This window comes from Solwaraspora sp. WMMA2065 (assembly GCF_030345075.1).
Taxonomy (GTDB): domain Bacteria; phylum Actinomycetota; class Actinomycetes; order Mycobacteriales; family Micromonosporaceae; genus Micromonospora_E.
In genome coordinates, this window is record NZ_CP128361.1 from 3034707 (window position 1) to 3057466 (window position 22760).

Below are 22760 nucleotides of genomic sequence, written 5' to 3' on the forward strand. Positions count from 1 at the left end.
TCAGGGCCGGTGAGTGGGGTCAGGCCAGGGTTCGCGCACGGCGGCGGCGACGGCCCGGGAGGTGGTGGCCACACAGCGGTCGTACTCGGCCCGGCCGTGCTCGGCGGTGGCGTCGGCGACGTCGCGACCCCACACGCCGGTGTCGCTGACCTGGTCCATTCGGTAGTCCCAGAACGAGTCGACGTCGCGGTGCGAGGTGGCCTTGTCCATCCGGACCAGGTCCGGATACAGGTGCAGCATCACCGAGGTCTCGAAGTAGTTGGCGTGCATCAGCCCGCGCCCGTGGTAGACGTGGCCATCGACCTCCGGTCCGGGGTACATGGTCACGTAGGCCAACGCCCGTACCCGTGAGTCGCGGTGGCGGACCCGTAGCTTCTCGGCGGAGACGTCGAGCGAGCCGTTGTTCCAGATATGCCCGTTGAGGAGGATGAATTGCCGTACGCCGCTGGCGTGCAGCGAGTCGATGACGTCCTCGACGACGGCGATCAGGGTCTCCGGGCGCAGCGCGATGGTGCCGGCAAAGTCGCCGTGTGAGGCGGAGACGCCGAACCCGATGGGGGGCACCACCGGCACGCCGGTGAGCGCGGAGACGTCGCGGGCGACCGCGTCGCAGATCAGCGTGTCGACAGCGAGCGGCAGGTGCGGGCCGTGCTGTTCGGTGGCACCGACCGGGATGATCACCGAGTCGACAGCGGTTGCCGTCTGGCCGGCCTCCGGCCAGGTCAGGTCGGCCCAGGCGACCGGGGTGCCGGGGCCGCCGAGCTCGGCGGCGAGCGCCGCCCGGTCAAGGTCGGTGCGGGACGGTTCAGACACGGTGTTCCTCTCTCGGTACGTGGACGGAGTCGGGCACGGCGCGGTACGTGTACGGGGCCGGGTCACCAGGCCCGGCGGGTCTTCTCCGGTAGCAGGTCGATGGCCTCCGTCGCGGTGACGGCGCCGTCGACGGTGGTGATCCAGACCCGGGCCTGCGGGCTGTAGTCGCTGATCAGCTCGCGGCACACCCCGCACGGGGCGATGACCCGGAACCGGCCGGCCGGCTTGATCTGCACCGAGACAACGCTGTCGACGGTGAGCGGCGTCCCGGCGGGCAACGCGGCGCGGGCCACGCCGAGGGCGACACCTTCGGCACAGATCGAGCTGCGCCGGCAGGACCCTTCCAGGTGCACGCCGGTGTGGATGGTGCCGTCCGGGGTGCGCAGCGCGGTGGCGACCTCGTGCCGGCCGGTGACCCAGACCTTCGCCAGCAGCCGCTGGGCGACGTCGAGCAGCTCGACCTCGCCCGGGGTCATCCCGTCCGGTGCCGGCACCGGCGCGACATCCTCGGCGGTCATGCGGCGATCCCGAGCAGCCTGGCCATGTTGCCGCCCTCGACGAGCGCCCGGTCCGCGGCCTCCGGGATCGCCTTGGCAATCTTCATCCGTTCCAGGTCGAAGTCGGAGCCGGGCCACTCGCTGCCCAGCAGGATCTGCCCCGGACCGAGCCGGGCGTACGCCCGCTTGACGTCACTGATCAGGGTGGCTGAGGTCTCCAGGTAGATGTGCGGGTTCCGTTCGGCGACGATGATCGCCTCGGGAACGTTCCAGACCGCTCCCATGTGGGCGATGATCGTCGGCACCTGCGGGTGGCCCTTGGCGATCTCCTCGATCGCCAGCGGCGCGCAGAACGCGTCGTCGAGGGCGTTGATCAGCACCATCAGGCCGTGTTCGGCGCAGGCGGCGAAGACCGGGTCGAGCAGTCCGTGGTCGGCGACGTGGTAGCCGTGCAGGCTGGGGTGCAGTTTGAGCCCTTTGAGGCCGGCGTCGGCGATCCGGGCGATCTCGTCGAGCGCGTCGTCGTCGGCCGGGCGGACCTGCCCGAAGCCGAACAGCCGGTCCGGGTGGGCCTTGGCCAGGCCGATGATGAAGTCGTTCTCGATCCGCTGGGCCAGGGAGCAGACCATAGCCATGTCGACCCCGGCGGCGTCCATCCGGTCCAGGATCCGCCGCGGGTCGAACGGCGTGTACGGCGGCGGCGCCTGCCCCGGCCGGGCGCCGGTGAGGTAGTCGGATCGGCCCCGCACGTCCTGGGTGGTGTTGTACGCGTCGATGATCACTGTGCTGTGCCTCCGGTGGTGACGGTCGACGGTGCCGGGATGTCCTGCGGCACCAGGGGAAGATGGCAGCGGACCGTGCGGCCCGGTTGGATCGATCGCAGTGCCGGCGCCTCGGTGCGGCAGCGTTCGACGGCGTACCGGCACCGGGTGTGGAACAGGCATCCGGCCGGTGGGTGGGCGGGGTCGGGCAACTCGCCGGCGAGCACGATCCGTTCCCGGTCGGACTCCCGGTCCAGGGTGGGTACGGCGGAGAGCAGTGCCTCGCTGTAGGGGTGTGCCGGCACGTCGAAGAAGGTGTCCCGGTCGGCGACCTCGATGATCTGGCCGAGGTACATGACGGCGATCCGGTCGGCGATGTGCCGCACCACGCCCAGGTCGTGCGAGATGAACAACATGGTCAGGCCGCGCTCCCGGGTCAGGTCGGCGAGCAGGTTCACCACCTGGGCCTGGATGGAGACGTCGAGGGCGGAGACCGGCTCGTCGGCGACGATGAACCGGGGTGACGGGGCGAGCGCCCGGGCGATGCCGATGCGTTGCCGCTGGCCGCCGGAGAACTCGTGCGGCCGGCGTCGGCCGGCGTCGCGGCCGAGCCCGACGAGGTCGAGCAGTTCGTCGACGGCCCGGCCGGCGTCGGCCCGGCTGACCCCCCGACCGCGCAGCAGCGGCTCGGCGACGCTGTCGGCGATCCGCCGCCGCGGGTTGAGTGAGCTGAACGGGTCCTGGAAGACCATCTGCAGGTCGGCGCGGATCTGTCGGAAGACGGTGCCGCGCAGTCCGGTGATCTCCCGGCCGAGCAGTCGGATGCTGCCGGCGGTGGGTTCGGTGATCCGCAGGATGGCCCGACCGAGGGTGGACTTGCCGCAGCCGGACTCGCCGACCAGCCCGAGGGTCTCGCCCTCGCGGATCTCCAGGTCGACGTCGCGCACGGCGCGGACCGGATCACCGCCGCGCCCCGGGTACTCCACCCGCAGTCCGGTCAGCTCGATCAGTGGCACGCTGGTCACGGTCGACCTCCGACCGCTGCCGGAGTGCGGGCGGCGTGCCGGGCCGACGCGTCGAGCAGGCAGGCGTCAACGTGGCCGGGTTCGCCGTGCCGGTGGGTCAACTCGGGCGGCGCGCTGTCGCAGTCGCTGTGGGCGAACGCGCAGCGTGGGGCGAAGCCGCAGCCGGGTGGTCGGTCGACGCCGGTGAGCGGACTGCCGGGGATCGCCGGCAGCCGGTCGGCGACCGGCCCGTCGACCCGGGGCACCGAGTCGAGCAGCCCCATCGTGTACGGGTGCTGCGGTGAGTACAGCACCTGGTCGCGGGTGCCCTGCTCGACGATGCGGCCGCCGTACATGACGGCGACCCGGTCGGCGACCTCGGCGACCACGCCGAGGTCGTGGGTGATCAGGACGATGGAGGTGCCGTGTTCGGCCTGCAGCCGGTTGAGGGTGGCCAGCACCTGGGCCTGGATGGTGACGTCCAGGGCGGTGGTGGGCTCGTCGGCGATCAGCACGGTCGGGTCGTTCGCCAGCCCGATCGCGATCATGACGCGTTGCCGCATGCCGCCGGAGAGCTGGTGCGGGTAGGCGCGGGCGTTGCGCGCCGGGTTGGCGATCCCGACGTCGGCGAGTAGCTCCTCGGCCCGCTGCCAGGCCCGCGCCCGGCTGATCCGTTGATGGGTACGGATCATCTCGGCAACCTGCGCCCCGGCCCGTTGCAACGGGTTGAGTGCGGCGAGGGCGTCCTGGAACACCACCGAGATGTCCCTGCCCCGGACCCGGCGCAGGTCGGCCTCGCTGGCGGTGGCCAGGTTCCGGCCGGCGAAGTCCACCCGGCCGCTGATGTGCGTGCCGGGTGCCCGGTTGAGTCCGACCAGGCTCATCGCCAGGGCGGACTTGCCGGAGCCGGACTCGCCGACCAGGGCGAGGATCTCACCGGGGTGCAGGTCGAGGTCGACGCCGGCGACGGCGGGCAGCCGACCGGCGGGCACGTCGAACTCGACCCGCAGCCCGCGTACGGACAGCACCGGCGCCGGCGGGCCGGCGGGGGCCGGGCCGGTCGGGGCGGAGGTCACCGGGGCGCTCCGGTGACGCTGGCGACGGCCTGCTCGACCAGGTCGGCGACGTCGCGGGGCCGGACCCGGGGGGTGAAGTGACTGCCGCCGACCTCGGAAATGGTGGCACCGGCACGGGCGGCCATGTCCCGTTGGGTGTCCGGCCGCAGTGTCCTGTCCTCGGCCGCGACCAGATACCAGGACGGCTTGTCGCGCCAGGCGGGCACCCCGGTGGGCTGCGCGAAGATGGCGTCGGCGCTGGGGCGCGAGTCGGCGTCGAAGTTGTCCCGTTCGGCTTCCGGCACGTCCCAGCCGATCTCCGCCCAGTACTCGGGGCTGTGTTCCGAGGCCCATTCGCCGTTGGGGCCACGCCGCATGTGCCGGCTGACCTCGGCCGGCGGGTAGCGGCCGATGATGTCCTGCACCGACTCGTCCTCGTCGGGGGCGAACGCGCAGACGTAGACGAGCCCGACGACCCGGATGTCGCGCCCGACGTTGGTGATCACGACGCCGCCGTAGGAGTGCCCGACCAGCAGCACCGGCCCGGCGCAGTCAGCCAGCACGGCGGTGGTGTTGGCGACGTCCTCGACGAGCGAGTTCATCGGATTGGTGACCAGGTGGACCCGGTGCCCGGCGGCGCGCAGCAACGGTGCCACGCGGGCCCAGGTGCTCGGGGTGCCGCCGGCGCCGTGCACCAGCACGATATCCATGATGGACTCATCCTTTCCGTAGGCGCGGGTCCAGGACCAGGTAGAACAGGTCGACCGCTGCGTTGACCAGCACGAACAGCAGTGCGATCGCCAGCGCGGCGCCCTGCACCACCGGGTAGTCGCGTTGCAGCACCGAGCTGACCAGCAGGTTGCCGACGCCGGGATAGGAGAAGACGGTCTCGGTGATCACCGAACCGCCGAGCAGCGAGCCGAATTGCAGACCGAGCACGGTCACGATGGGCAGGCCGGCGTTGCGCAGCACGTGGCGGCGCAGGATGGTCCGCTCCCGCAGCCCTTTCATCCGGGCGGTCCGCACGAAGTCGTCGCTGAGTACCTCCAGCACCGAGGCCCGCACGATCCGGGTGATGAAGCCGGCCATCGCCAGCGCGAGGGTGGTGGCCGGCAGGATCAGGTACTGCAGCCACGGCCCGACCAGCTCCGGCCGGTCCTGCAGGATCGCGTCGAGCAGCACGAAGTTGGTGGTGGGCTGGTAGTCGAGCTGGCTGGGCAGCCGACCGATCACCGGCATCCAGCGCAGCCACACCCCGAAGATCACGATGCTCAGTACGCCGAGGGCGAACCAGGGCAGCGAGAAGCTGACCGTGGCGATGGACCGGGTGGTCGTGTCGACCCAGGTGTCCTTGCGCAGCGCGGCGATCACCCCGGTGACGACCCCGATCAGGACGGCGATCAGCATCGCCGCGACGGTCAGCTCGATCGTCGCCGGTAGTGCCCCGCCGAGCAGGTCCAGCACGCTGTTGCCGCCGTAGAAGGAGCGCCCGAGATCGAGGCCGAGCAGGTCGCCGAGGTAGCGCAGGTACTGCTCCCAGATCGGCCGGTCCAGACCGAGCGCTTCGTTGATCCGGGCCTCGTTGGCCGAGATCTGCTCGGCGCTGAGCCCTTGGGTACCGCTGGCCGCGAGGGTGGACGACGGCGAGCCGGGTAGCTGGCGGATGGCCAGGAACACCAGGGAGGCCAGGACGAACAGCACCACCGGCACGCTGGCCAGCCGGCGCATCGTGAGCATCGGCAGCGATCTGCCGCGCAGCAGCCGCATCATCGGCGGCTCCTCGGGTCCAGCGCGTCACGCAGGTCGTCGCCGACGAAGTTGCTGGCGACCACGAAGATCAGCGTCAACGCGGCGGGCAGCACCGCCATCCGGGGTGCCGAGTAGATGAACTCCTGCCCGGCCTGCACCATGTAGCCCCAGTCCGGGGTGGGTGGCTGGATGCCCAGGCCCAGGTAGGACAGGCCGGCGGCGAATCCGGCCGCCACCGACAGGGTCATGACGACCTGGGCGAGCAACGGGCCGACGATGTTGGGCAGGATCTCCTGGACCATGATCCGGGGCGACCGGGTGCCGCCGAGCCGGGCGGCGAGCACGTAGTCGCGGGCTGCTTCCCGGGCGGTCAACGCCCGGGCCAGCCGGGCCAGGCCGGGCGACAGCGCGACACCGACACCGACCACCAGGCTGCGTACGCCCGGTCCGCTGGCCGCCACGACCAGGATGATCAGCAACATGGACGGGAAGGCGAGCCCGACGTCGGTGATCCGCATCAGGATCTGCTCGCCCCAGCCGCCGAGGTAGCCGGCGAGCATGCCGACGGTGGTGCCGATGGCCGCGGCGACGGCGGTGGCGAGGAAGGCGACCAGCAGCAGCGGGCGGGCGCCGTACACGAGCCTGGCAAGGAAGTCTCGGCCGAGGTCGTCGGTGCCGAGCGGATGCCCGGCGGTGCCGAACCCGGCGAGGGTGACGTTGCTCTGTCGCTCCGGGTCGGCGCCGACCAGCAGCGGTCCGATGGTCGCCATCAGCACGAAGCCGACGACCACCAGCCAGGAGACGGTGGCCAGCCAGGACCGGGCGATGGAGCGCCGCGCGTAGGCGGCTCTCCATCGCCCGACCGGCCGCGCCCCTGCGACCGTCACTGGTCCCCCGGACGGGCCGACGTGGGGGTCGGGTCAGACACTGGCGTTCTCCATGAAGCAGCGGTGGTTGCCGAGCGCGGCGACGTTGGCGCCTTCGACGTTCGCCCCGGTGACCACCGGGTTCGCCGAGTAGCAGAGCATGGACAGCACCATGTACTGCTCGGCGAAGCGGCGCTGGACGTCGGTGTACGCGGCGGTGCGCTCGTCACCGTTGGGCAGGTTCTTCGCGGCGGCCAGGTCGTCGGCGAACGCCTCCGAGCCGGGCAGCGTGTTGAGTCCGGAGGTGAAGTCGCCGTACACCCCGGACGGCAGGCCCATCGCCCCGATCATGTTGTCCGGGTCCGGGATGTAGGAGTTGCGCTCCCAGATCATCACCTCGTGGAACTCGTCCTCCGGGTCGAGCAGCCGGCTGAAGTAGGTGGCCGGGTCGACCGAGTCGCTCACGACGGTCAACCCGATGTCGGTGAGGTTCTGCGCGACGATCTGCGCCGCGCGGGGATGCCAGGAGTCGCTTGCCGCCATCAGCGCCACCTGCCGGCCGGTGGCGCCGGCCGCCTCGATCAGCCGCCGGGCCTCGTCCGGATCGAACCGACTCAGATCGGCCAGGCTCGGGTCGTAGCCGTCCTGCGACGGCGGGATCGTGTAGCCGTCGGGCAGCGCGCCGATGCCGAAGAACGCCTGGGCGATGATCGCTTCCCGGTCGATCGCCAGGTTGATCGCCTGGCGCACCTCCAGCTCCGGGATCCGCCGGGCGTCGATCATCATCATCGCGTCGAAGCTGTACGGCGTCTCGTGGAAGGTCACCGCGTCGTCGGCCTTGAGCTGCTCGACCGCCGAGTACGGGGTGAACTGGGTGGCGGACAGGTCGCCGCTGAGCAGCGAGCTGACGATGGTGGAGGGGTCCTGGACCTGTTGCATCACCAGCCGGTCGACCTTGGGCCGGCCGGCGCGGTAGTCCTCGAACGCGGTCAGCACCACCTGCTGCCCGGCGGTCGCCGAGGAGAACTGGAACGGGCCGGTGCCGACCAGGTTCTTGCCGATGTCAGCGCCGTACTCGGCGAGTGCAGCGGAGGAGATGATCCGGCCGCCGATGTCGGAGAGCCGGTTGAGCACGGTGGCGTCAGGGCTGTTGAGCACCATCACCACGGTGTACTCGTCCGGAGCGTCCAGCGAGGCGACGTTGGCGCCGAGGCTGCGCAGCGGCCGGGAAGACCCCTCAGGCAGCGTCGGGTCGTCCTCGTTGAACTGCCGACCGAGGCTGGCCAGCACGTCCGCCGAGGTGAAGGTGGTGCCGTCGTGGAAGGTCACACCTTGACGCAGAGTGAAGGTGTAGGTCAGCCCGTCGTCGGAGATCTCCCAGCTCTCGGCGAGGTCAGCCTGCGGCTCGTTGGTCTCGAAAGAGATGAAGGTCAGTCCACGGCAGATGCAGTCGACCGCCATCCAGTCGCCCAGTGACGTGTAGAAAGCGGGGTCGTTGACGGCGCTGGTGGCGTCGATGCCGAGCGTGAGAGTGCCGCCGCTGCTCGTGCCGTCGTCGCCGTCTTCGCTGCCATCGGAGGCGACGCCGCAGGCGGCGAGGAGGTTGCTGGCGCCGAAGCCGAGACCGAGCAGACCGGTGCCGCGCAGCATCGCGCGACGGCTTATCAGATTCTGCGGGAGTTTGCGGGGATCGTCCGACATAGTGCGCTCCTCGGCGGGGTATGGGACGAAGATGGATTAAATTTCATTTGGATTGGATCCAAAATCATCATCTGCGGTACCCAATTCGGGTCCGTGTCGCGATTGTGAACGTCTGGTGTCGGGATATCGAGAGTGGACAGGGGTCCCCGTGGCCGGCGCGCTGGCCGACGCACCGGCCGGGTCAGTCGGCCGGCACCACGTCATTTCCAGTGGAGCAGCAGGCACTGCCCGCACTGCGGGCGGCAGCCAAATCCGGCACGTCCATCGCCGGATTGCGGTCGAAGAAGCCGTCCGGTTCGAGGATCATGTGGATCGCGTCCACCGGCATCACCGGCCACTGCTCCGGGCGCGGGAAATGGTGGGTGCCGAGCACCGGCCACAGCACCAGCTCCGCACCGTCGATCGACCGGTCCTGGCGCTGCCAGACCTGCACACCGTCGTCGCCCGGCTCGGCATGGTTGGGATAGCGACCACCGAGGAACTGCTCCTGCGGATCGTACGGGGTGGCCCACAGGTGCTGGTGGATGAACGGTGCCCGACGGGCCATCACCGAGTCCGGCCGGGCGAACGGTCGAGTGGTGTTCGGCAGCAGCAGCCGGTAGGCCGTCGGCTCACCGTACCGGTTGGTCCGGGTGGTGCTCTCCACCCGCCAGCGGCGAGCCGACGCCGGGTCGGTGCGGCGCGCGGCCTGGGACTCACGCAGCAACGGGGTACGCACGTTGCGTACCGCGTTGCCGTACGGGTCGAGCGTCGGGTCGGTCTCGCCCTCGGCATGCTCCTCGACCAGCCGGTTGCGCGATCCGTCCACCGCCATGTCCAGGCGTAGCCCGAAGTAGTGCTGGTGGGTCGGGGTCTGCACGTTCGACGCGACGATCCGGCCGTAGCGCACCTCGTCGCCGTCGGCGATACCGGAGGCCGACAGCATCCCGGTCAACTTGACCTCCAGCTCGATCCGGCCATCCTGATAGAGCGACCAGTAGAAGCCGTAGTCGTAGTTGGCCACGGTCTGAAAGTTGGAGATGACCAACCGCCGCGAGCGACGCACCTGGCTGACTCCGCGGCGCAGGTCGTTGTGCTTCCAGAGGATGCTGTGGTCCTCCTCGTGCATGCAGATCGCGTTCGGGATGGTCACCGGGTCCCCGTCGCCACCGAGATAGGCGGTGTCGAAGTAGTAGATGACGCCGAGGCAGTCGCAGCCGAGGGCGAGCGAGTTGGTCAGCGGCCCGGCCCCGTACTCGCCCCAGTCGAAGAAGTTCTTGCGGTACTGGGTGGAGTTGGGGTCGAGGTACGGCACGTACATCTCGTTGCAGGCGGCCCGCTTGACCACCGGCCGCCCCTGGAACTCCAGGTCGTACAGGACCAGGCCCTCGCGGTGGGTGAAGCCGACCCGCAACTGCCAGCCCTGCCAGCTGACCTGCCAGCCGTCGACGTCGAAACTCGGACCGTCGGGCTGCACGACATCCAACGGCCGCAGGCCCGGCCGGGTCGGCCAGGCGTCGGCCTCCAGCGGGCCGGCCTCTTCGGAAATCGGCACCACGCCGTGGTCCTCGACCTCCAGGACCTCCATGGTCGCCATGTCGATGATTGGCACCACGCCCTGCACCGGGCGGACGTAGCCGTTGTCGCCCTCGTCGACACGGTGCCAGACGGTGCCCCAGGTCAGCCGCCGGTCGGCGTAGCGCTTCGGCTCGAAGCCGCCCATCGACTCGGCGTCGACCATCACCAGTGAGACGTCGTGGATGCCCCGCTTGGCGAGCACCTCGCGGAACAGTGGGCTCTGCCGGCAGGCCTGGGCGGCCGCGCGAGCCTCCTCGGAGGTGATGCCGGGCCGACGCGGGTCGAGTGGACGCCAGTCCAGGCAGCGGTCCGCAACGTCCTCGTCTCCAGCGTGGTCCGACGGCGCACCGTCGGCCCGGCTCCCGGCGGCCAGCGCGACGTCGATCTCCCAGGCAGTGCCGGCGGCGTGGTCCATGGCCACCAGTCCGAGTCGGACCTCCCCGGCCGCCGCCGCGCCGGCCACGACGGCGCGGGCGTGTGCCTCGTCCAGCGTGGCCCCCCAGAACCGGGTCCGCTCGCCGAGGCGACCGTCGGCACGCGCGACGGCGACGGCACGGGCGATCTCGGCCGGGCTGGGCGGATCGAGCGGATGACTGCGGTGGTTGCGCCCGTCCGGGCTGGGGTGGCACGCGCTCACGATTGCTCCTGTCGCCGTCGCGGGAGTCGTTCCGATGCGGTCCGGCTCGTCTGGGGTCGGTCTGTGTCGCGTCGTGGTGGCTGCGGCGGGCCGGTGCTTCCTAAGAACTCCCTGGCCAAGGTAGTCTCGGATACTACCTCAGGATCTTTGGATCCAAAACCGGGATCCAAAGCGAAATGTACGGGACCCGCAGGGTCGACGGCCGGCTTGCTATCGTGACATCCACATCGCACCACTGTGGAGAAGACCGCAGCCGGGCCGGCACCCGGCCGGCTGCGCCGCACACCGATCAGACAGGGGCACCGGGCATGCCAGTCAGCTCGACGGAAAACACCAGCAGTGCCCTCGTCGACGCCACCGCCGCGAAGATCCGCGCCAAGATCATGTCCGGCGAGATCCCGATCGGTGCCCAACTGCGCCAGGCCGAGCTGGCCAAGCTGCTCGGGGTCAGCCGCACCCCGGTCCGGGAGGCGCTGCGCCAACTGCAGACCGGTGGGCTGATCGAGGTGGTGCCGCACCGTGGCGCGGTGGTCCGGGTGCCGGCGCCGTGGGAGGTCCGGGAAGCCTACGAGGTCCGTGCGGAGCTGGAGGCGCTGGCCTGCGAACGGGCGGTCAGCCGGATCACCGACGACGTCCTGCACGAGCTGCGGGAGGCCAACTCGCTGCTGCGACGTACCGAGCAGGCCGCCCGGGGCAGCATCCCGCAGCGACGGGTCGAGGACGACCCGGGGGTCGCCCGCGCCCGGGTCGCCCTGGCCGGCTCCACCAACGCCGCCAACGACCGGTTCCACACCCTCATTCACCAGGTGGCCGGCAACGACTGGCTGGCCAGGGTGATCAAGGAGATCAACGAGGCATTCCCGCGTAACGTCTCGGCGCTGGTGTTGCAGGACAACCCTCGCCACCGCGACGACAACTTCCACGAGCACGAGCGGATCGTCGCCGCGCTCACCGCGGAGGACGGCGAACGCGCGCGGCGTGAGATGCAGGCCCATGTGATCAGCGCCGGTGAGCAGTTGGCTCGCTGGTACGAGCGGCGTTCGGCAACGGTGTTCCGGGGTTGACCCGGTCGCCGGCCCAGTCCCCGGGCGGCACCCCGTCGACCCCCATCGCCGCCGGAGCGAGAAACTCCAGGTCCGGCCGGGGCATCCCGGTCGCCAGGTCGGCCAACGCGGCACCGATCGCCGGGCCGAACTTGAACCCGTGCCCGGAGCAGGCCGCCGCGACCAGCGCCTGCGGATGCGCCGGCAACGCCCCGACCGCGAACCGGTTGCCCGGCGCCATGGTGTAGCGGCAGGCCAGTTCTGCGGTGACCGGGCCGTCGGCGGCCGGCAGGAAACGACGGGCGACGGAGAGCAACTCGGCCCGCTCGGTGGCGGTCACCGGACCGGGCGGCCGGCTCAGGTCGTCGACCGGACCATGGTCGAATCCCACCTTGACGGCGTCCGGACCGTGCGCCGGGATGCCGTAGAGCAGACCGACGCCGGGGACGTCGACCGAGAACGGGCCGAGCGCCGGCGGGGCCAGCAGCGCCGGGGTGGACGAGCCGATGTGGATGTTGACGATCCGCACGGTGGTCAACCGGCTGGCGAACTCCGGCACCAGGTCGGCGGTCCACGGTCCGGCACAGATGACCAGCCGGTCGGCGAGCAGGTCACCGGAGTCGGTATGTACCCGGACCCCGGCACCGTCCGGGTGCCAACCGGTCACCCGGCAGCCGTCGCGACGGTGCACCCCGGCGGCCCTACCGAGCCCGGTCAGCGCGTCCATCGCGGCGGCGGCGTCGATCACGCCGGCCGCCGGATCGTGTACGGCCACCATGTCGGCCCCGAGCACCAGGCCCGGCGCGATGCCGGCGGCCTGGTTGGCGTCGACCAGGACACAGTCCGGCCCGCGCAGGGTGCCGCTGGTCCGGGCCGGTCGGGCGTACAGGCCGCCGACAGTGCTGACCAACCGGCGACCGGCGGCCTGTTCCAGCTCGCGCCAACCGGTGTACGCGCGGTCCACCAGGTCGTCCCAGACCGGCGACGGATAGGCGCGACGGATCATCCGGGTCTGTCCGTGTGACGATCCTTCCGTGTGCCCGGCCGGCAGCCGGTCAAGCTGGATCACCCGGACACCGCGTGCGACGAGTGCCCAGGCCGCGCTGCGTCCGTGGACGCCGGCACCGATGACGATCACGTCGGCCCGGCGGTCTGCACCGGTCAGCAGCGCGGGAGCCGGGCCCGGCGCTGGCGGCACCGGCGGCACAGCGTCCGGCGTGGCAGTCGCCGTCGGTGGCGTCGGTACGCCGGTGGCCGCCGGGCGGGCCAGTCGGGCGAGCAGCGCGTCCACCTCGGTGTCGTCGTTGTAGACGTGCACGGAGGCTCGGACCACCGCAGGCAGGCCGCGCCGACCCAGGTCCCACTGGCCGTGGCTGGCCGGCACGGCGACCAGGTGCAGGCCGGCGGCGCGCAACGTGCGTACCGTGGTGGCCGGCTCCTCGCCGTCGCGGACGAAGGTGACGATGCCACCGCCGGCCGCCGGCGGGTCGACCACGGTCACTCCGGGCAGCTCGGCCAGCCCGGCCCGCAGCCGGGCGGCCAACTGGCTGACGTACGCCGAGATGGCGTCGACGCCGAGGGCAAGCGCCTCGGTCAGCGCGGCGCCCAGGCCGAGCCGCAACGCGTGCGACGCCTCCCAGGTCTCGTACCGTCGGGCACCGGGCAGCAGGTCGTACTCCTCGTCGCCGGTCCATCGGGCCCCGCGTACGTCCGGGGTCAACGGACGGGCGCGTTCACGCAGCGCCGGGTCGAGATAGAGCAGCCCGGTGCCGCGCGGTCCACGCAGGAACTTGCGGCCGGTGGCGACCAGGATGTCGGCGTGCATCGCGCCGACGTCGACGGGCAGTTGGCCGACCGACTGGGTGGCGTCGACCAGCAGCGGTACGCCGGCAGCGGCGACCCGGGCGCCGATCTGCGCGACCGGTTCGATCAGCGCCGACGAGGTCGGTACGTGGGCGACAGTGACCAGCGCGGCCGGCTGCCGCAGCGCCTGCTCCAACTGGTGCAGGTCGACGCCGCCCGAGTCGTCGGTGGGCAGCACCTCGACGCTGATGCCCCGGGCGCGGCGCAGCTCGAGCAGGTGCAGTGCCGAGCTGACGTAGCTGGACGCGGAGGCGAGGATCCGGTCGCCGGGGCCGAGCCGCAGCGCGTCGATCGCCCGGTGCCACGCCACGGTGGCACTCTCCACCAGGGCGATGTCCTCTCCTGTCGCGCCGAGCAGCCGGCCAGCCAGGTGGTAGACGTCGGCGGTCCGCTCGGCGGCGGCCTCGGCCGCCTCGTAGCCGCCGAGCCGCGACTCGAGCCGCAGGTGGTCGATGACCGTGTCGAGTACGGCGAGGCTGGGCAGTGCGGCGCCGGCGGCGTTGAGGTGGTGGGCCAGGGTCGCGCCGGGAGTGGCGGCCCTCAGCGCCGCAGGGTCCAGCGTCAGCGCGCCCGCCGGCACAGACGCCGGGCCCAGCGGCACGGGCGCCGGGTCGGCGGGCTCCGCGACCGCACCCGCCGGCCCGGTCTGGGATGCAGAGTCTCTCAAGATGGATCCCATCGGTGATCGAGGCGGTGCCCGGTCCGGTCGACGGCACCTCGCCGGACCGGGCACCGCCGGTCAGAGCGCGACGACGACGCCCTTGCGCTCGCAGTACGAATGCAGGGCTTCGTCGCCCAAATCCCGGCCCAGACCGGAGTCCCCGACCCCGCCGAAGGACAGCGCCGGGTCGAAGATGTTGTACGTGTTCACCCAGACCGTGCCGACCCGCAGCACGGCCGCCATCCGGTGTGCCCGGGACAGGTCCCGGGTCCACACCCCGGCGGCCAGCCCGTACGACGTGTCGTTGCCGATCGCGACCGCCTCGTCCTCATCGTCGAAGGCGATCACCCCGGTCACCGGCCCGAAGATCTCCTCCCGGGCGATGGCCATGTCATTGCGTACCCCGGTGAACAGGGTCGGCTCGACGAAGTAGCCGGGCCGGTCCGGCACCCCGCCGCCGACCGCGACCGTGGCCCCTTCCCGGATGCCGGTCTCGATGTACGACAGCACCTGCTGGCGCTGCTCCTCGGAGACCAGCGGGCCGACGGTCACCCCGCCGTCCAGTCCGTTGCCCAGCGGCACCCGGCGGGTCGCTGCGGCCAGCCGCTCGGTCATCTCGTCCAGGATCGACCGCTGCACCAGCAGCCGGCTGCCGGCGGTGCACATCTGCCCGGAGTGGCCGAACGACGCCCGCATCGCGGTCAGCACCGCGGCGTCCAGGTCGGCGTCGGCGAAGACAATGTTCGGGCTCTTCCCACCCAACTCCAGGGTGAGCCGTTTCGTCGTCGCCGCCGCGCCGGCCATCACCAACCGGCCCACCTCAGTGGAGCCGGTGAACGACACCTTCGCCACGCCCGGGTGGGCGACCAGCGCCGCGCCGACCTCGCCGTCGCCGGTGAGCACGTTGAACACCCCCGGCGGCACGCCGGCCTCGGCGGCCAGGGCGGCCACCCGCAACATGGTCAGCGGGGTCTGCTCGGCCGGCTTGACCACCACCGGGCAGCCGGCGGCCAGCGCCGGGGCGATCTTGAAACAGCCGGTCATGATCGGAAAGTTCCACGGCAGGATCAGCGCCGCCACACCGACCGGCTCCAGCACCGTGTAGACGTGGTGGCCGCCGCCGTCGATCGGCACGACGGTGCCGGTCAGCCTGCTGGTCGCCCCGGCGAAGTGCCGGAACGCCCGGGCCGCCGCGCCGGTGTCGGCCCGGGAACGTTCGATCGGCTTGCCGTTGTCCCGGGTCTCCAGCACCGCCAACTCCTCGAGGTGCGCCTCGATCAGGTCGGCGAGCCGGTGCAGCACCCGGGTGCGCTCCAGCGGAGCCAGACCGCTCCACCGCCGGTCGGCGTACGCCCGGGTGGCGGCGGCCACCGCCGCGTCCACGTCCTCGGCGGTGGCCTGGGCGACCCGGCTGATCACCGCGCCGGTGGACGGGTCACGCACCTCGATCAGCGCGCGCCCACCGGGGGCGATCCACCCGCCGTCGACGTGGAACGGCTCCAGGTCGGCCAGCGGGGCGACAGACGACGTCATCGGGCTACTCCCTCAGATCAGATCGAAGTACTCGCGCTGCTCCCAGTCGGAGACGTGCGCGAGGTAGCGGGCGAACTCGCGGCGCTTGAGCGTCGCGTACCAGGAGATCACCGGGGCGCCGAGCGCGGCGGTGAACGCCGGATCGGCCTCCAGCGCGGTCAGCGCCTCGGCCAGCGAGGCCGGCAGCCGGGGCGCGTCGGCGGCGTACGGATCCTGCACCGCCGGCGGCGGGGCGAGCCGCCGGTCGATCCCGTCCAGGCCACTGACCAGCTGCGACGCGATATACAGGTACGGATTGGCGGCCGGCTCGCCGCACCGGTTCTCCAGCCGTACGCCGGTGTCGGAGCCGGCACCGACGGCCCGGACCATAGCCCCCTTGTTGTCGACCCCCCAGGCCACCCGGTCCGGCGCGAGGGAAAACGGCAGGTAGCGCTTGTAGCCGTTGACCGTCGGGGTGGCGAAGGCGGCTGCCGCACCGGCGTGCTCCAGCAGACCGGCGAGGTAGTGCCCGGCGACCGGGGAGAGCGCCTCCCCCGGCGTGACCGGGTCGAACGCCGCCGTGCCGGTGGCCAGCTCGCGCAGCGACTGGTGCAGGTGCCACCCGGTGGAGGCGGTCTGGGCACCGGCCGGGCGGGACATGAACGTGGCGTGGTAGCCGTGCCGGCGGCAGAGCTGGCGGATCGCCGAGCGGGCCAGCAGCACCTGGTCGGCGGCGACCGCCGCGTCCCCGGCGGTCATGGTGATCTCGAACTGGCTCGGCCCGAACTCCAGCTCCAGGGAGCGCAGCGGCAGGTCGAGCCGGGTCAGCCCGTGGTGCAGCAGTTGGACGACCTCGTCGGCGCGGTCCAGCCCGTCCTCGTGCAGCAGTTGCGCGCCCCGGCTCAGCGGCCGGGCGCCGCTGGCCCGGCCGGGCGCACCCGGCCGGCCGACCTGGTCGTCGTCGAGCCCGCCGTCGGTGGGACCGTCGGTGGCGAAGACGTGGAACTCCAGCTCGGCGCCGACGGTCATCGCGTACCCGGCGGCGGCCAACCGGTCGAGCTGCGTGCGCAGCAGGCCACGGGTGCAGAACGGCACCGCGGCACCGTCGGGGAACCGCAGGTCGCACAGCAACCAGCCGGTCCGTGGCGCCCACGGCAGCACCCGGAACGTGGTCGGGTCGGGCACCAGCACGATGTCCCCGGCACCGGCGAACCCGCTCACCCCGACGCCGGTGTCGGCGGCGAAGACCGGGAAGACCGACGCGCCGGACGGGTCCTTGAGCAGCAGCGACGACGGCGCGGTCACGCCGGACCGCAGTGCCGTGGCGGCGGCTTCCCGGGTCAGCGTCTTGCCACGCAGCACGCCGTGCTGGTCGGCGAAAGAGAACCGGATCAGCTCGATACCGAGCTCGTCGACGACCCGGCGCAGCTGGCCGGCGGCGGCGTACTGGGTGTCGGTCCACAGCTGGTGACGGTCGATGAAGCCGCCCCGGTCGGCGGCGAGCATCGGCACCACGCGGCGGCCGTCCCCGCCGTCGGCGACGGGCCGTTCGTCGAGGCTACGCATCGCCGGCCGCCGACCGCGTCGGAGCGCCGACCGCCGACCGCGACGGGGTGCCGGCCCACGGGGAGCCGGCCCGCCGCTGCGCCTCACGTTCGCGCCAGGTCTGCTCCCAGCCGTCGGTCGGGGCCACGGTGTCGACGGCGAGCGGGCCGGTCAGCTCGGCGGCCGCAGCCTCGTCGGCCGGGCGGGCCGGGACCGGGTTGCCGGCCTCGAAGGCGTCAATGGCGCGCAGCAGCAGCCGGCGGTTCGCGGTCACCGCCCGGTCGGAGACACCGAGTCGCTCCACGGTGCGGTCCTGGATCGGGCCCATGCTCTCCACCGCCCACTGGTCGTGGACGTTGATGTCCAGCCCCATTCCGGTGTAGGTCAGGTCCCGCTGCTCGGCCGGGTCGAAGCCCCAGTTGTTGGCCCGGTTGCGCAGCGGCCGGTAGTCCGGCAGGGAGACCTCGTCGAGCCGCTGGGCGAGCAGGGTCTGCTTGTCGGTCGGCTCGGCGAAGTCGTAAAAGATCATGTACCAGTAGTGGTGGTAGTCGTCGATCGGCACGTGCCACTGGCAGAAAACCTTGTCGTTGCCGAACGGGACCACGAACGCGTTGGGGAAGACCAGGTTCGTGATGCGTACGTGGCGGATCTCGTCGGTGAGCTGGCGCAGCGCGTACACCCGCAGGCCGTGCTCGGCCTGCTCGACCTCGATGTCCGGCCGGTAGGCGTCGCCGACCAGCTTGGACAGCTTCTGCCCGGTGCCGGCGACCTCCTCGCTGAACTGCTGGCCGTAGACGTCGCGCGGATCCTCGTCGATGAACCGGTGCAGGAACGAGACGTGGCTGGGGTCGATGCCGCCCTCGACGCCCTGCAGCCAGTTGCACTCCCACAGCCCTTTGAAGGCGAAGGTGTACTCGTCGGGTGCCTGGAAGCAGTCGTAGTGCGGCATCGGCGGCGGGTCGCCCTCGCCGAGGTAGGCGAAGACGATGCCGTTGCGCTCGACGCACGGGTAGCTGGGGATGCGCACCTTGCTGGCGAAGGTGCTGTGCGGCGGCTCGGCCGGCTGCTCCAGGCAGCGCCCGTCCGGCCCGTACAGCCAACCGTGGTAGAGGCAGCGCAGCCCGCCGTCCTCGTGCCGGCCGTACGCCAGGTCGACGCCCCGGTGCGCGCAGAACCGCCCGACCAGCGACCAGCCGCCGTCGGCCTGCTTGAACAGCACCAGGTCCTCGCCGAGCAGCCGGACCGGTTTGACCGGCCGCTGCGGGTCCATCTCCGACACCAGCGCCGCCGGCTGCCAGTACGCGCGCATCAGCCGGCCGAGCGGTGTGCCCGGCCCGGAGCGGGTGATCCGCTCGTTCTCCTCGCGCCGCAGCATGGCACCCCTCTCAGCTAGGCATCCGATCCAGCATGCATTGGATCCAATCCTGGCATAGATGTGGGCGGCGCGATAGTTGCAGCATCCCGCTATCTGCGGAATCGCGGACGGTCACTCCAGCGTCACCGCCGGTCCGCTCGATCTGCTGGCGCTCGCCCGCACCACGAACCGGTCAGCGCCGACCCACGCCCGGACCAGCGCCGACACCAGCACGTCGGCCAGCCGCAACCGGCGGGCCAGGCGGAACAACCCGGACGACCGACCGGCGAACAGCGGCCACGTCAAAGCCCTGGAGTCGAGGCACATCCGGGTGGTGGCCCGGATCCCGTGACGGGCCGCCAGGACATGCTGGTCCGAGAACGGAAAAGGGAAGACGGTACGGCGACCGACCCCGGGCAACTCGACCCGCGTCCGACGCGGCCAGCACCGGCCGTGCGCACCGACGCGGTCGCGGCCTGCTCGACGATCCACCGCACCGAGTCACGACCGTGCGGGTCGCCGGTGCCGAGCATCAGCGCCAACACCACCCTCGTACCGGCGGCGATCAGCCGGTTCCGCGCCCGGCACCCGGACGTCTTCGGCCGATCCTGCTGGTGTCGCACCCGCTGCTGTCGCGCCCGCCGTCGGCGACGGGGTCGACCTGACGGACGAGGAGCTGCTGGTCGCCCTCCCCGCCGGGCACAGGCTGGCCGGCGTCGACCGGGTACGGCTGACCGACCTGGCCGGCGAGACGTGGATCGACTGCGCGTACCCGGGCTGTCTGGGGCCGCTGACCGCACTGGCCGACGCCCTCGGCGGCCCGCCCCGGATCGCCTTCCACTGCGTTGACTTCCTCCCCGCCCTGAAGGGACGGGGATTCCCTGGGTCGCCCCAGGGGGTTCCTGCTTCACCGACGACCGCCCCGTCCGAGAGGAGGACTCCCGGTGAGGTCTCACACCGCCTCCACAGGCAGTCACGGAGAGCCCCTCCGCGAGAATGTTCCGGGCCGCGTTCACGTCCCGGTCATGGGCCTGCCCGCACCGGCAGGTCCACGACCGGACCGCCAACGGCAGGTGTTCAGCCAGTACGCCACAGCCCGAGCACAGTCGGGTCGACGGGAACCAGCGGTCCACGACCACCAGATCCCGGCCGTACCAGTCCGCTCTGTACCCCAGCATGCTGCGGAACTGCCGCCAGCCCGCGTCCGAGACGGCGCGGGCCAGACTGTGACTGGCCATCATGTTGCGGACGGCCAGGTCCTCGATCACGATCGTCTGGGTTTCACGAACGAGCCGGGTGGTCAACTTGTGCAGGTGGTCGCGGCGGCGGTCGGCGATCCGGGCATGAACCCGGGCCACCGCCAGCCGGGCCTTGGCCCGGTTCGCCGAGCCTCTGGCCTTGCGTGCGAGGTTCCGCTGGGCCCGGGCCAGCCGCCGCCGGTCACGGCGTTCATGCCCCGGGTTGGGGATCTTCTCCCCGGTGGACAGGGTGAACAGGCTGTCGAGGCCGGCGTCGACCCCCACCACGGCGTCTGATGACTGGCACGGCAAGCAGGCTCTGGTTGCTGCCGGCACCGGCATCATGCTGGTGCCCGCGCTCGCCTGGGGCACGGCCCATCCAGGCCGTCACCGTCATGCTCGCCATGCTCCGCGAGCTGATCGCTGCGGCGCGGTGACGTCACCGCCCAGATCGCCGCCGAGCTGTCGCTCACCCGCATCGCCGAGGCGCTGCGGCTGGCCGAGTCCGGCACCGTCGCCGGCAAGGTCGTCCTGACCCCCTGACCGATTCCGGCGAACGCCTGTACCGCCGCTAGCCGCCGGGCCGAGGCACCCACCAGTCGCCGAGCACAATGTGCAGCACCATGGTCAGCAGACTGATCCCGAGGGCCGCGAGCAACCCGAACGCGAAGCCGAGCAGGCCGGTGTACCGACGCTGGTTGACGCCGACCACACCAGGCAACGCCGCCGCCCTGCCCGACCACGGAAGCTCCAGACCCAGCCACCACAGCAGACCGAGCCCGAACGGGGCCAGGAAGACCAGCCAGAACCAGTACCACCGGGTGCCCAGCGCCGGAGCCGGCCCACCGACCAGCACCACCAGGAAGGTCACCAGCAGCACGAAACCGATCTGGGTACCGACCCGCACGGCGGACTGCACGCCGCCGACCCGCTGTTCCAGGCCGGCGGCGCGCAGGTCCCGGGCCAGGGCGGCCGCGCCCGGTCCTGCGTAGCTGCCGCCGCCGTCGGCAGCAGCAGCGGTCACCGCGCCGAAGGTCGCGGTGTTGGTCCAGCGCACTCGGCCGTCGGCGGTACGCCACCCGAACAGCGGGCCGAGTTGACCCGACGACCGCAGCTCGGCGACGTCGAACCATCCGCGTCGACTCCGGTCCCAACTGTCACCCCACTGGTACGCCACCACCCGACCCGCTGCCACGTCCGCCCTTGCCTGGTCGTAGTCGTGCTGCCGGGGGGCCGTCCACCAGGCGGTCGCCGCCGCGACCAGCCACAGCAGGACGATCACCAGCCGCAGCACCGTCCACCATGCAACGGCAGGTACGACCGCCAGCCCGCGTGAACCGTCACTCATGGACGCATTGTCGCAACACCTGACCAGCCGCGGCCGACCTCGTCAACCACCGCGCGGGCGTACCGTCAGGTTGCCAAGACGGCGGAGACCAGTGCCGCTGCGCTGGGCGGCAACCCGATGCGCCTTCGATGACCCTGATGTCAGTTGGTCGGCACCGGTGACAGGTGGGCGCGTTCGCCCTGGGCGCCGAAGAGGGTGAGTGTCTCCGCCGGTTGGGCGTCGGCACTGCCGATCCAGTGCGGCGTACGGGTGTCGAACTCGGCGGCCTCACCCGGGTCGAGCTGGAACTCCTGGTCGCCGAGGACGAACCGGACCCGCCCGTTGAGCACGTAGAACCATTCGTACCCGTCGTGGGTCTGCTGTTTCATGGTGGGTGACCGGCCGGCCGGCGGGTAGACCACCTTGTATGCCTGGACGCCGCCGGCCCGCCGGGTCAGCGGCACGATGGTCAGCCCGGAGCGTCGGATCGGCCGCAGGTGGATCCGCGGGTCGCCGGTGGGTGGGGCGGCGACCAGGTCGTCGAGCGGTACGCCGTGGGCCCGCGCCAGCGGCAGCAGCTGCTCCAACGTCGGGCGGAGTTTGCCGTTCTCCAAGCGGGACAGCGTGCTCGTGGTCAGACCGGTCTCTTCGGCCAGGCCGGCCAGGGTGACGCCGCGTGCCCGGCGCAGGGCACGCAGCCGAGGGCCGACCCCGGCGAGGACGTCCGCTGCGGTGACGTTCATGGCACCCATGATGCGGATCGGCAACTCTTCTTGCAATTGCCGTGCAGTGGTCCGGATGCTGTCCCCGAAGGAGGCAACCGATGAATGGATGGCAGGGCCCGCAGCTGGGTGCCGATCCCGAGTCGTTCTGGGAGGGGCTGCACCGCAGCCTGACCGCCTCGGACCGACCGACCAACTCACAGCTCGTCGAGACCGCCGGGGCGCTGACGCCGGGCGCCGCCCTGGATCTGGGCTGTGGTGGCGGCGGCGACAGCATCTGGCTGGCCCGACAAGGCTGGCAGGTCACGGCCGTGGACATCTCCGCTACGGCCGTTGCCCGCGTCGTGGCAAAGGCCGACGAGCTCGGCCTCGGCGACCGGGTCACCGGTGAACGGCACGATCTGGCGGACAGCTTCCCGGCCGGGACGTTCGACCTGATCAACGCGCAGTACTTCCACACGCCGTTCGCGCTGGACCGGGGCCGGGTGCTGCGTACCGCCGCGTTGGCCCTGCGGCCCGGCGGCCGGCTGCTGGTCGTCGACCACGGATCCACCGCCCCCTGGTCGTGGAATCAGGACCCGGACGCCCACTTCCCCACCCCGGACGAGGTGGCCACCGGCCTCGATCTCGATCCGCGGCAGTGGCGGGTGCTGCGGGCGGACATGCCGCAGCGGCGGGCCACCGGGCCGGCCGGTCAGACCGCGATGGTCACCGACAACGTGCTGCTCATCCGGCGCGACGGAGAGATCGGCTGATGCCACCCGCACCGCGACCATCAGCAGGGCCACCGGCCGCCGGGGCGCGGCCATGCACGGGATCGATCGGGTTTGCCCGCTGTCGCGTCGGGCTGCTTAC

20 protein-coding genes are annotated in these 22760 nt (G+C 71.7%); 2 read left to right on the forward strand and 18 right to left on the reverse strand.

Annotated features, from left to right (window positions below):
• From O7610_RS13695 to O7610_RS13740, 10 genes are all read right to left on the reverse strand, one after another.
• A complete protein-coding gene (locus O7610_RS13695; protein WP_281551118.1) occupies positions 1-813 on the reverse strand; it encodes a creatininase family protein in 813 nt (270 codons plus the stop codon).
• A gap of 62 nt (positions 814-875) precedes the next feature.
• Positions 876-1331: a cytidine/deoxycytidylate deaminase family protein gene (locus O7610_RS13700; protein WP_281551119.1), complete on the reverse strand. Its 456-nt coding sequence runs from the start codon at positions 1329-1331 to the stop codon at positions 876-878.
• Positions 1328-2092, reverse strand: a complete 765-nt coding sequence (locus tag O7610_RS13705) for an amidohydrolase family protein (RefSeq protein WP_281551120.1) — start codon at positions 2090-2092, stop codon at positions 1328-1330. Before O7610_RS13705 ends, O7610_RS13700 begins: the two co-directional genes overlap by 4 nt.
• A complete protein-coding gene (locus O7610_RS13710; protein ID WP_289213443.1) occupies positions 2089-3096 on the reverse strand; it encodes an ABC transporter ATP-binding protein in 1008 nt (335 codons plus the stop codon). Before O7610_RS13710 ends, O7610_RS13705 begins: the two co-directional genes overlap by 4 nt.
• Positions 3093-4151 (reverse strand): ABC transporter ATP-binding protein, encoded by a 1059-nt coding sequence (locus O7610_RS13715; protein ID WP_289213444.1) that lies wholly within the window; start codon positions 4149-4151, stop codon positions 3093-3095. The genes O7610_RS13710 and O7610_RS13715 overlap by 4 nt, the downstream gene beginning before the upstream one ends.
• Entirely contained in the window at positions 4148-4840 is a 693-nt protein-coding gene (locus O7610_RS13720; RefSeq protein WP_281551123.1) for an alpha/beta fold hydrolase, read from the reverse strand. Before O7610_RS13720 ends, O7610_RS13715 begins: the two co-directional genes overlap by 4 nt.
• 7 nt (positions 4841-4847) lie before the next feature.
• Complete coding sequence (locus O7610_RS13725) at positions 4848-5900, reverse strand: ABC transporter permease (RefSeq protein ID WP_281551124.1); 1053 nt, start codon at positions 5898-5900, stop codon at positions 4848-4850.
• A complete protein-coding gene (locus tag O7610_RS13730) occupies positions 5897-6766 on the reverse strand; it encodes an ABC transporter permease (RefSeq protein ID WP_289213445.1) in 870 nt (289 codons plus the stop codon). Before O7610_RS13730 ends, O7610_RS13725 begins: the two co-directional genes overlap by 4 nt.
• A 33-nt stretch (positions 6767-6799) precedes the next feature.
• Positions 6800-8446 (reverse strand): ABC transporter substrate-binding protein, encoded by a 1647-nt coding sequence (locus O7610_RS13735; protein ID WP_289213446.1) that lies wholly within the window; start codon positions 8444-8446, stop codon positions 6800-6802.
• A 181-nt stretch (positions 8447-8627) separates the two neighbouring features.
• Entirely contained in the window at positions 8628-10640 is a 2013-nt protein-coding gene (locus O7610_RS13740) for a primary-amine oxidase (RefSeq protein WP_289213447.1), read from the reverse strand.
• A gap of 308 nt (positions 10641-10948) precedes the next feature.
• On the opposite strand from O7610_RS13740, the gene O7610_RS13745 reads away from it, so the two are divergent.
• On the forward strand, positions 10949-11704 hold the full coding sequence (locus O7610_RS13745; protein ID WP_281551128.1) for a GntR family transcriptional regulator: 756 nt from the start codon (positions 10949-10951) through the stop codon (positions 11702-11704).
• On the opposite strand, the gene O7610_RS13750 is transcribed toward O7610_RS13745, so the two are convergent.
• The 8 genes from O7610_RS13750 to O7610_RS13780 all read right to left on the reverse strand — a co-directional run bounded on the left by O7610_RS13750 (position 11640) and on the right by O7610_RS13780 (position 21926).
• Entirely contained in the window at positions 11640-14213 is a 2574-nt protein-coding gene (locus O7610_RS13750; RefSeq protein ID WP_281551129.1) for an aminotransferase class V-fold PLP-dependent enzyme, read from the reverse strand. The genes O7610_RS13745 and O7610_RS13750 overlap by 65 nt on opposite strands.
• A gap of 72 nt (positions 14214-14285) precedes the next feature.
• Complete coding sequence (locus O7610_RS13755) at positions 14286-15740, reverse strand: aldehyde dehydrogenase family protein (RefSeq protein ID WP_281551130.1); 1455 nt, start codon at positions 15738-15740, stop codon at positions 14286-14288.
• 12 nt (positions 15741-15752) lie between these two features.
• Complete coding sequence (locus O7610_RS13760) at positions 15753-17285, reverse strand: glutamine synthetase family protein (RefSeq protein ID WP_281551131.1); 1533 nt, start codon at positions 17283-17285, stop codon at positions 15753-15755.
• Positions 17278-18639, reverse strand: coding sequence for a Rieske 2Fe-2S domain-containing protein (locus tag O7610_RS13765; protein WP_281551132.1), 1362 nt, complete (start codon positions 18637-18639; stop codon positions 17278-17280). Before O7610_RS13765 ends, O7610_RS13760 begins: the two co-directional genes overlap by 8 nt.
• 111 nt (positions 18640-18750) lie before the next feature.
• A complete protein-coding gene (locus O7610_RS13770; RefSeq protein WP_281567293.1) occupies positions 18751-18924 on the reverse strand; it encodes a hypothetical protein in 174 nt (57 codons plus the stop codon).
• Positions 18921-20201: an RNA-guided endonuclease InsQ/TnpB family protein gene (locus O7610_RS30650; protein ID WP_353850383.1), complete on the reverse strand. Its 1281-nt coding sequence runs from the start codon at positions 20199-20201 to the stop codon at positions 18921-18923. The genes O7610_RS13770 and O7610_RS30650 overlap by 4 nt, the downstream gene beginning before the upstream one ends.
• A gap of 226 nt (positions 20202-20427) precedes the next feature.
• Entirely contained in the window at positions 20428-21204 is a 777-nt protein-coding gene (locus O7610_RS13775; protein WP_281551134.1) for a hypothetical protein, read from the reverse strand.
• A gap of 140 nt (positions 21205-21344) precedes the next feature.
• On the reverse strand, positions 21345-21926 hold the full coding sequence (locus tag O7610_RS13780) for a helix-turn-helix domain-containing protein (protein WP_281551135.1): 582 nt from the start codon (positions 21924-21926) through the stop codon (positions 21345-21347).
• 80 nt (positions 21927-22006) lie between these two features.
• On the opposite strand from O7610_RS13780, the gene O7610_RS13785 reads away from it, so the two are divergent.
• Positions 22007-22660 carry a class I SAM-dependent methyltransferase gene (locus O7610_RS13785; RefSeq protein WP_289213448.1) on the forward strand — a complete coding sequence of 218 codons (654 nt, stop codon included), beginning with the start codon at positions 22007-22009 and terminating at the stop codon, positions 22658-22660.
• The last annotated feature ends 100 nt before the right edge of the window (positions 22661-22760 follow it).

Bases quoted from the DNA above. Each gene is read 5' to 3' on its own strand.
- O7610_RS13700 (WP_281551119.1), bottom strand. From the start codon at position 1,331: ATGACCGCCGAGGATGTCGCGCCGGTGCCGGCACCGGACGGGATGACC.
- O7610_RS13720 (WP_281551123.1), bottom strand. From the start codon at position 4,840: ATGGATATCGTGCTGGTGCACGGCGCCGGCGGCACCCCGAGCACCTGG.
- O7610_RS13725 (WP_281551124.1), bottom strand. From the start codon at position 5,900: ATGATGCGGCTGCTGCGCGGCAGATCGCTGCCGATGCTCACGATGCGC.
- O7610_RS13735 (WP_289213446.1), bottom strand. From the start codon at position 8,446: ATGTCGGACGATCCCCGCAAACTCCCGCAGAATCTGATAAGCCGTCGC.
- O7610_RS13745 (WP_281551128.1), top strand. From the start codon at position 10,949: ATGCCAGTCAGCTCGACGGAAAACACCAGCAGTGCCCTCGTCGACGCC.
- O7610_RS13755 (WP_281551130.1), bottom strand. From the start codon at position 15,740: ATGACGTCGTCTGTCGCCCCGCTGGCCGACCTGGAGCCGTTCCACGTC.
- O7610_RS13760 (WP_281551131.1), bottom strand. From the start codon at position 17,285: ATGCGTAGCCTCGACGAACGGCCCGTCGCCGACGGCGGGGACGGCCGC.
- O7610_RS13765 (WP_281551132.1), bottom strand. From the start codon at position 18,639: ATGCTGCGGCGCGAGGAGAACGAGCGGATCACCCGCTCCGGGCCGGGC.
- O7610_RS30650 (WP_353850383.1), bottom strand. From the start codon at position 20,201: ATGATGCCGGTGCCGGCAGCAACCAGAGCCTGCTTGCCGTGCCAGTCA.
- O7610_RS13775 (WP_281551134.1), bottom strand. From the start codon at position 21,204: ATGAGTGACGGTTCACGCGGGCTGGCGGTCGTACCTGCCGTTGCATGG.
- O7610_RS13780 (WP_281551135.1), bottom strand. From the start codon at position 21,926: ATGAACGTCACCGCAGCGGACGTCCTCGCCGGGGTCGGCCCTCGGCTG.
- O7610_RS13785 (WP_289213448.1), top strand. From the start codon at position 22,007: ATGAATGGATGGCAGGGCCCGCAGCTGGGTGCCGATCCCGAGTCGTTC.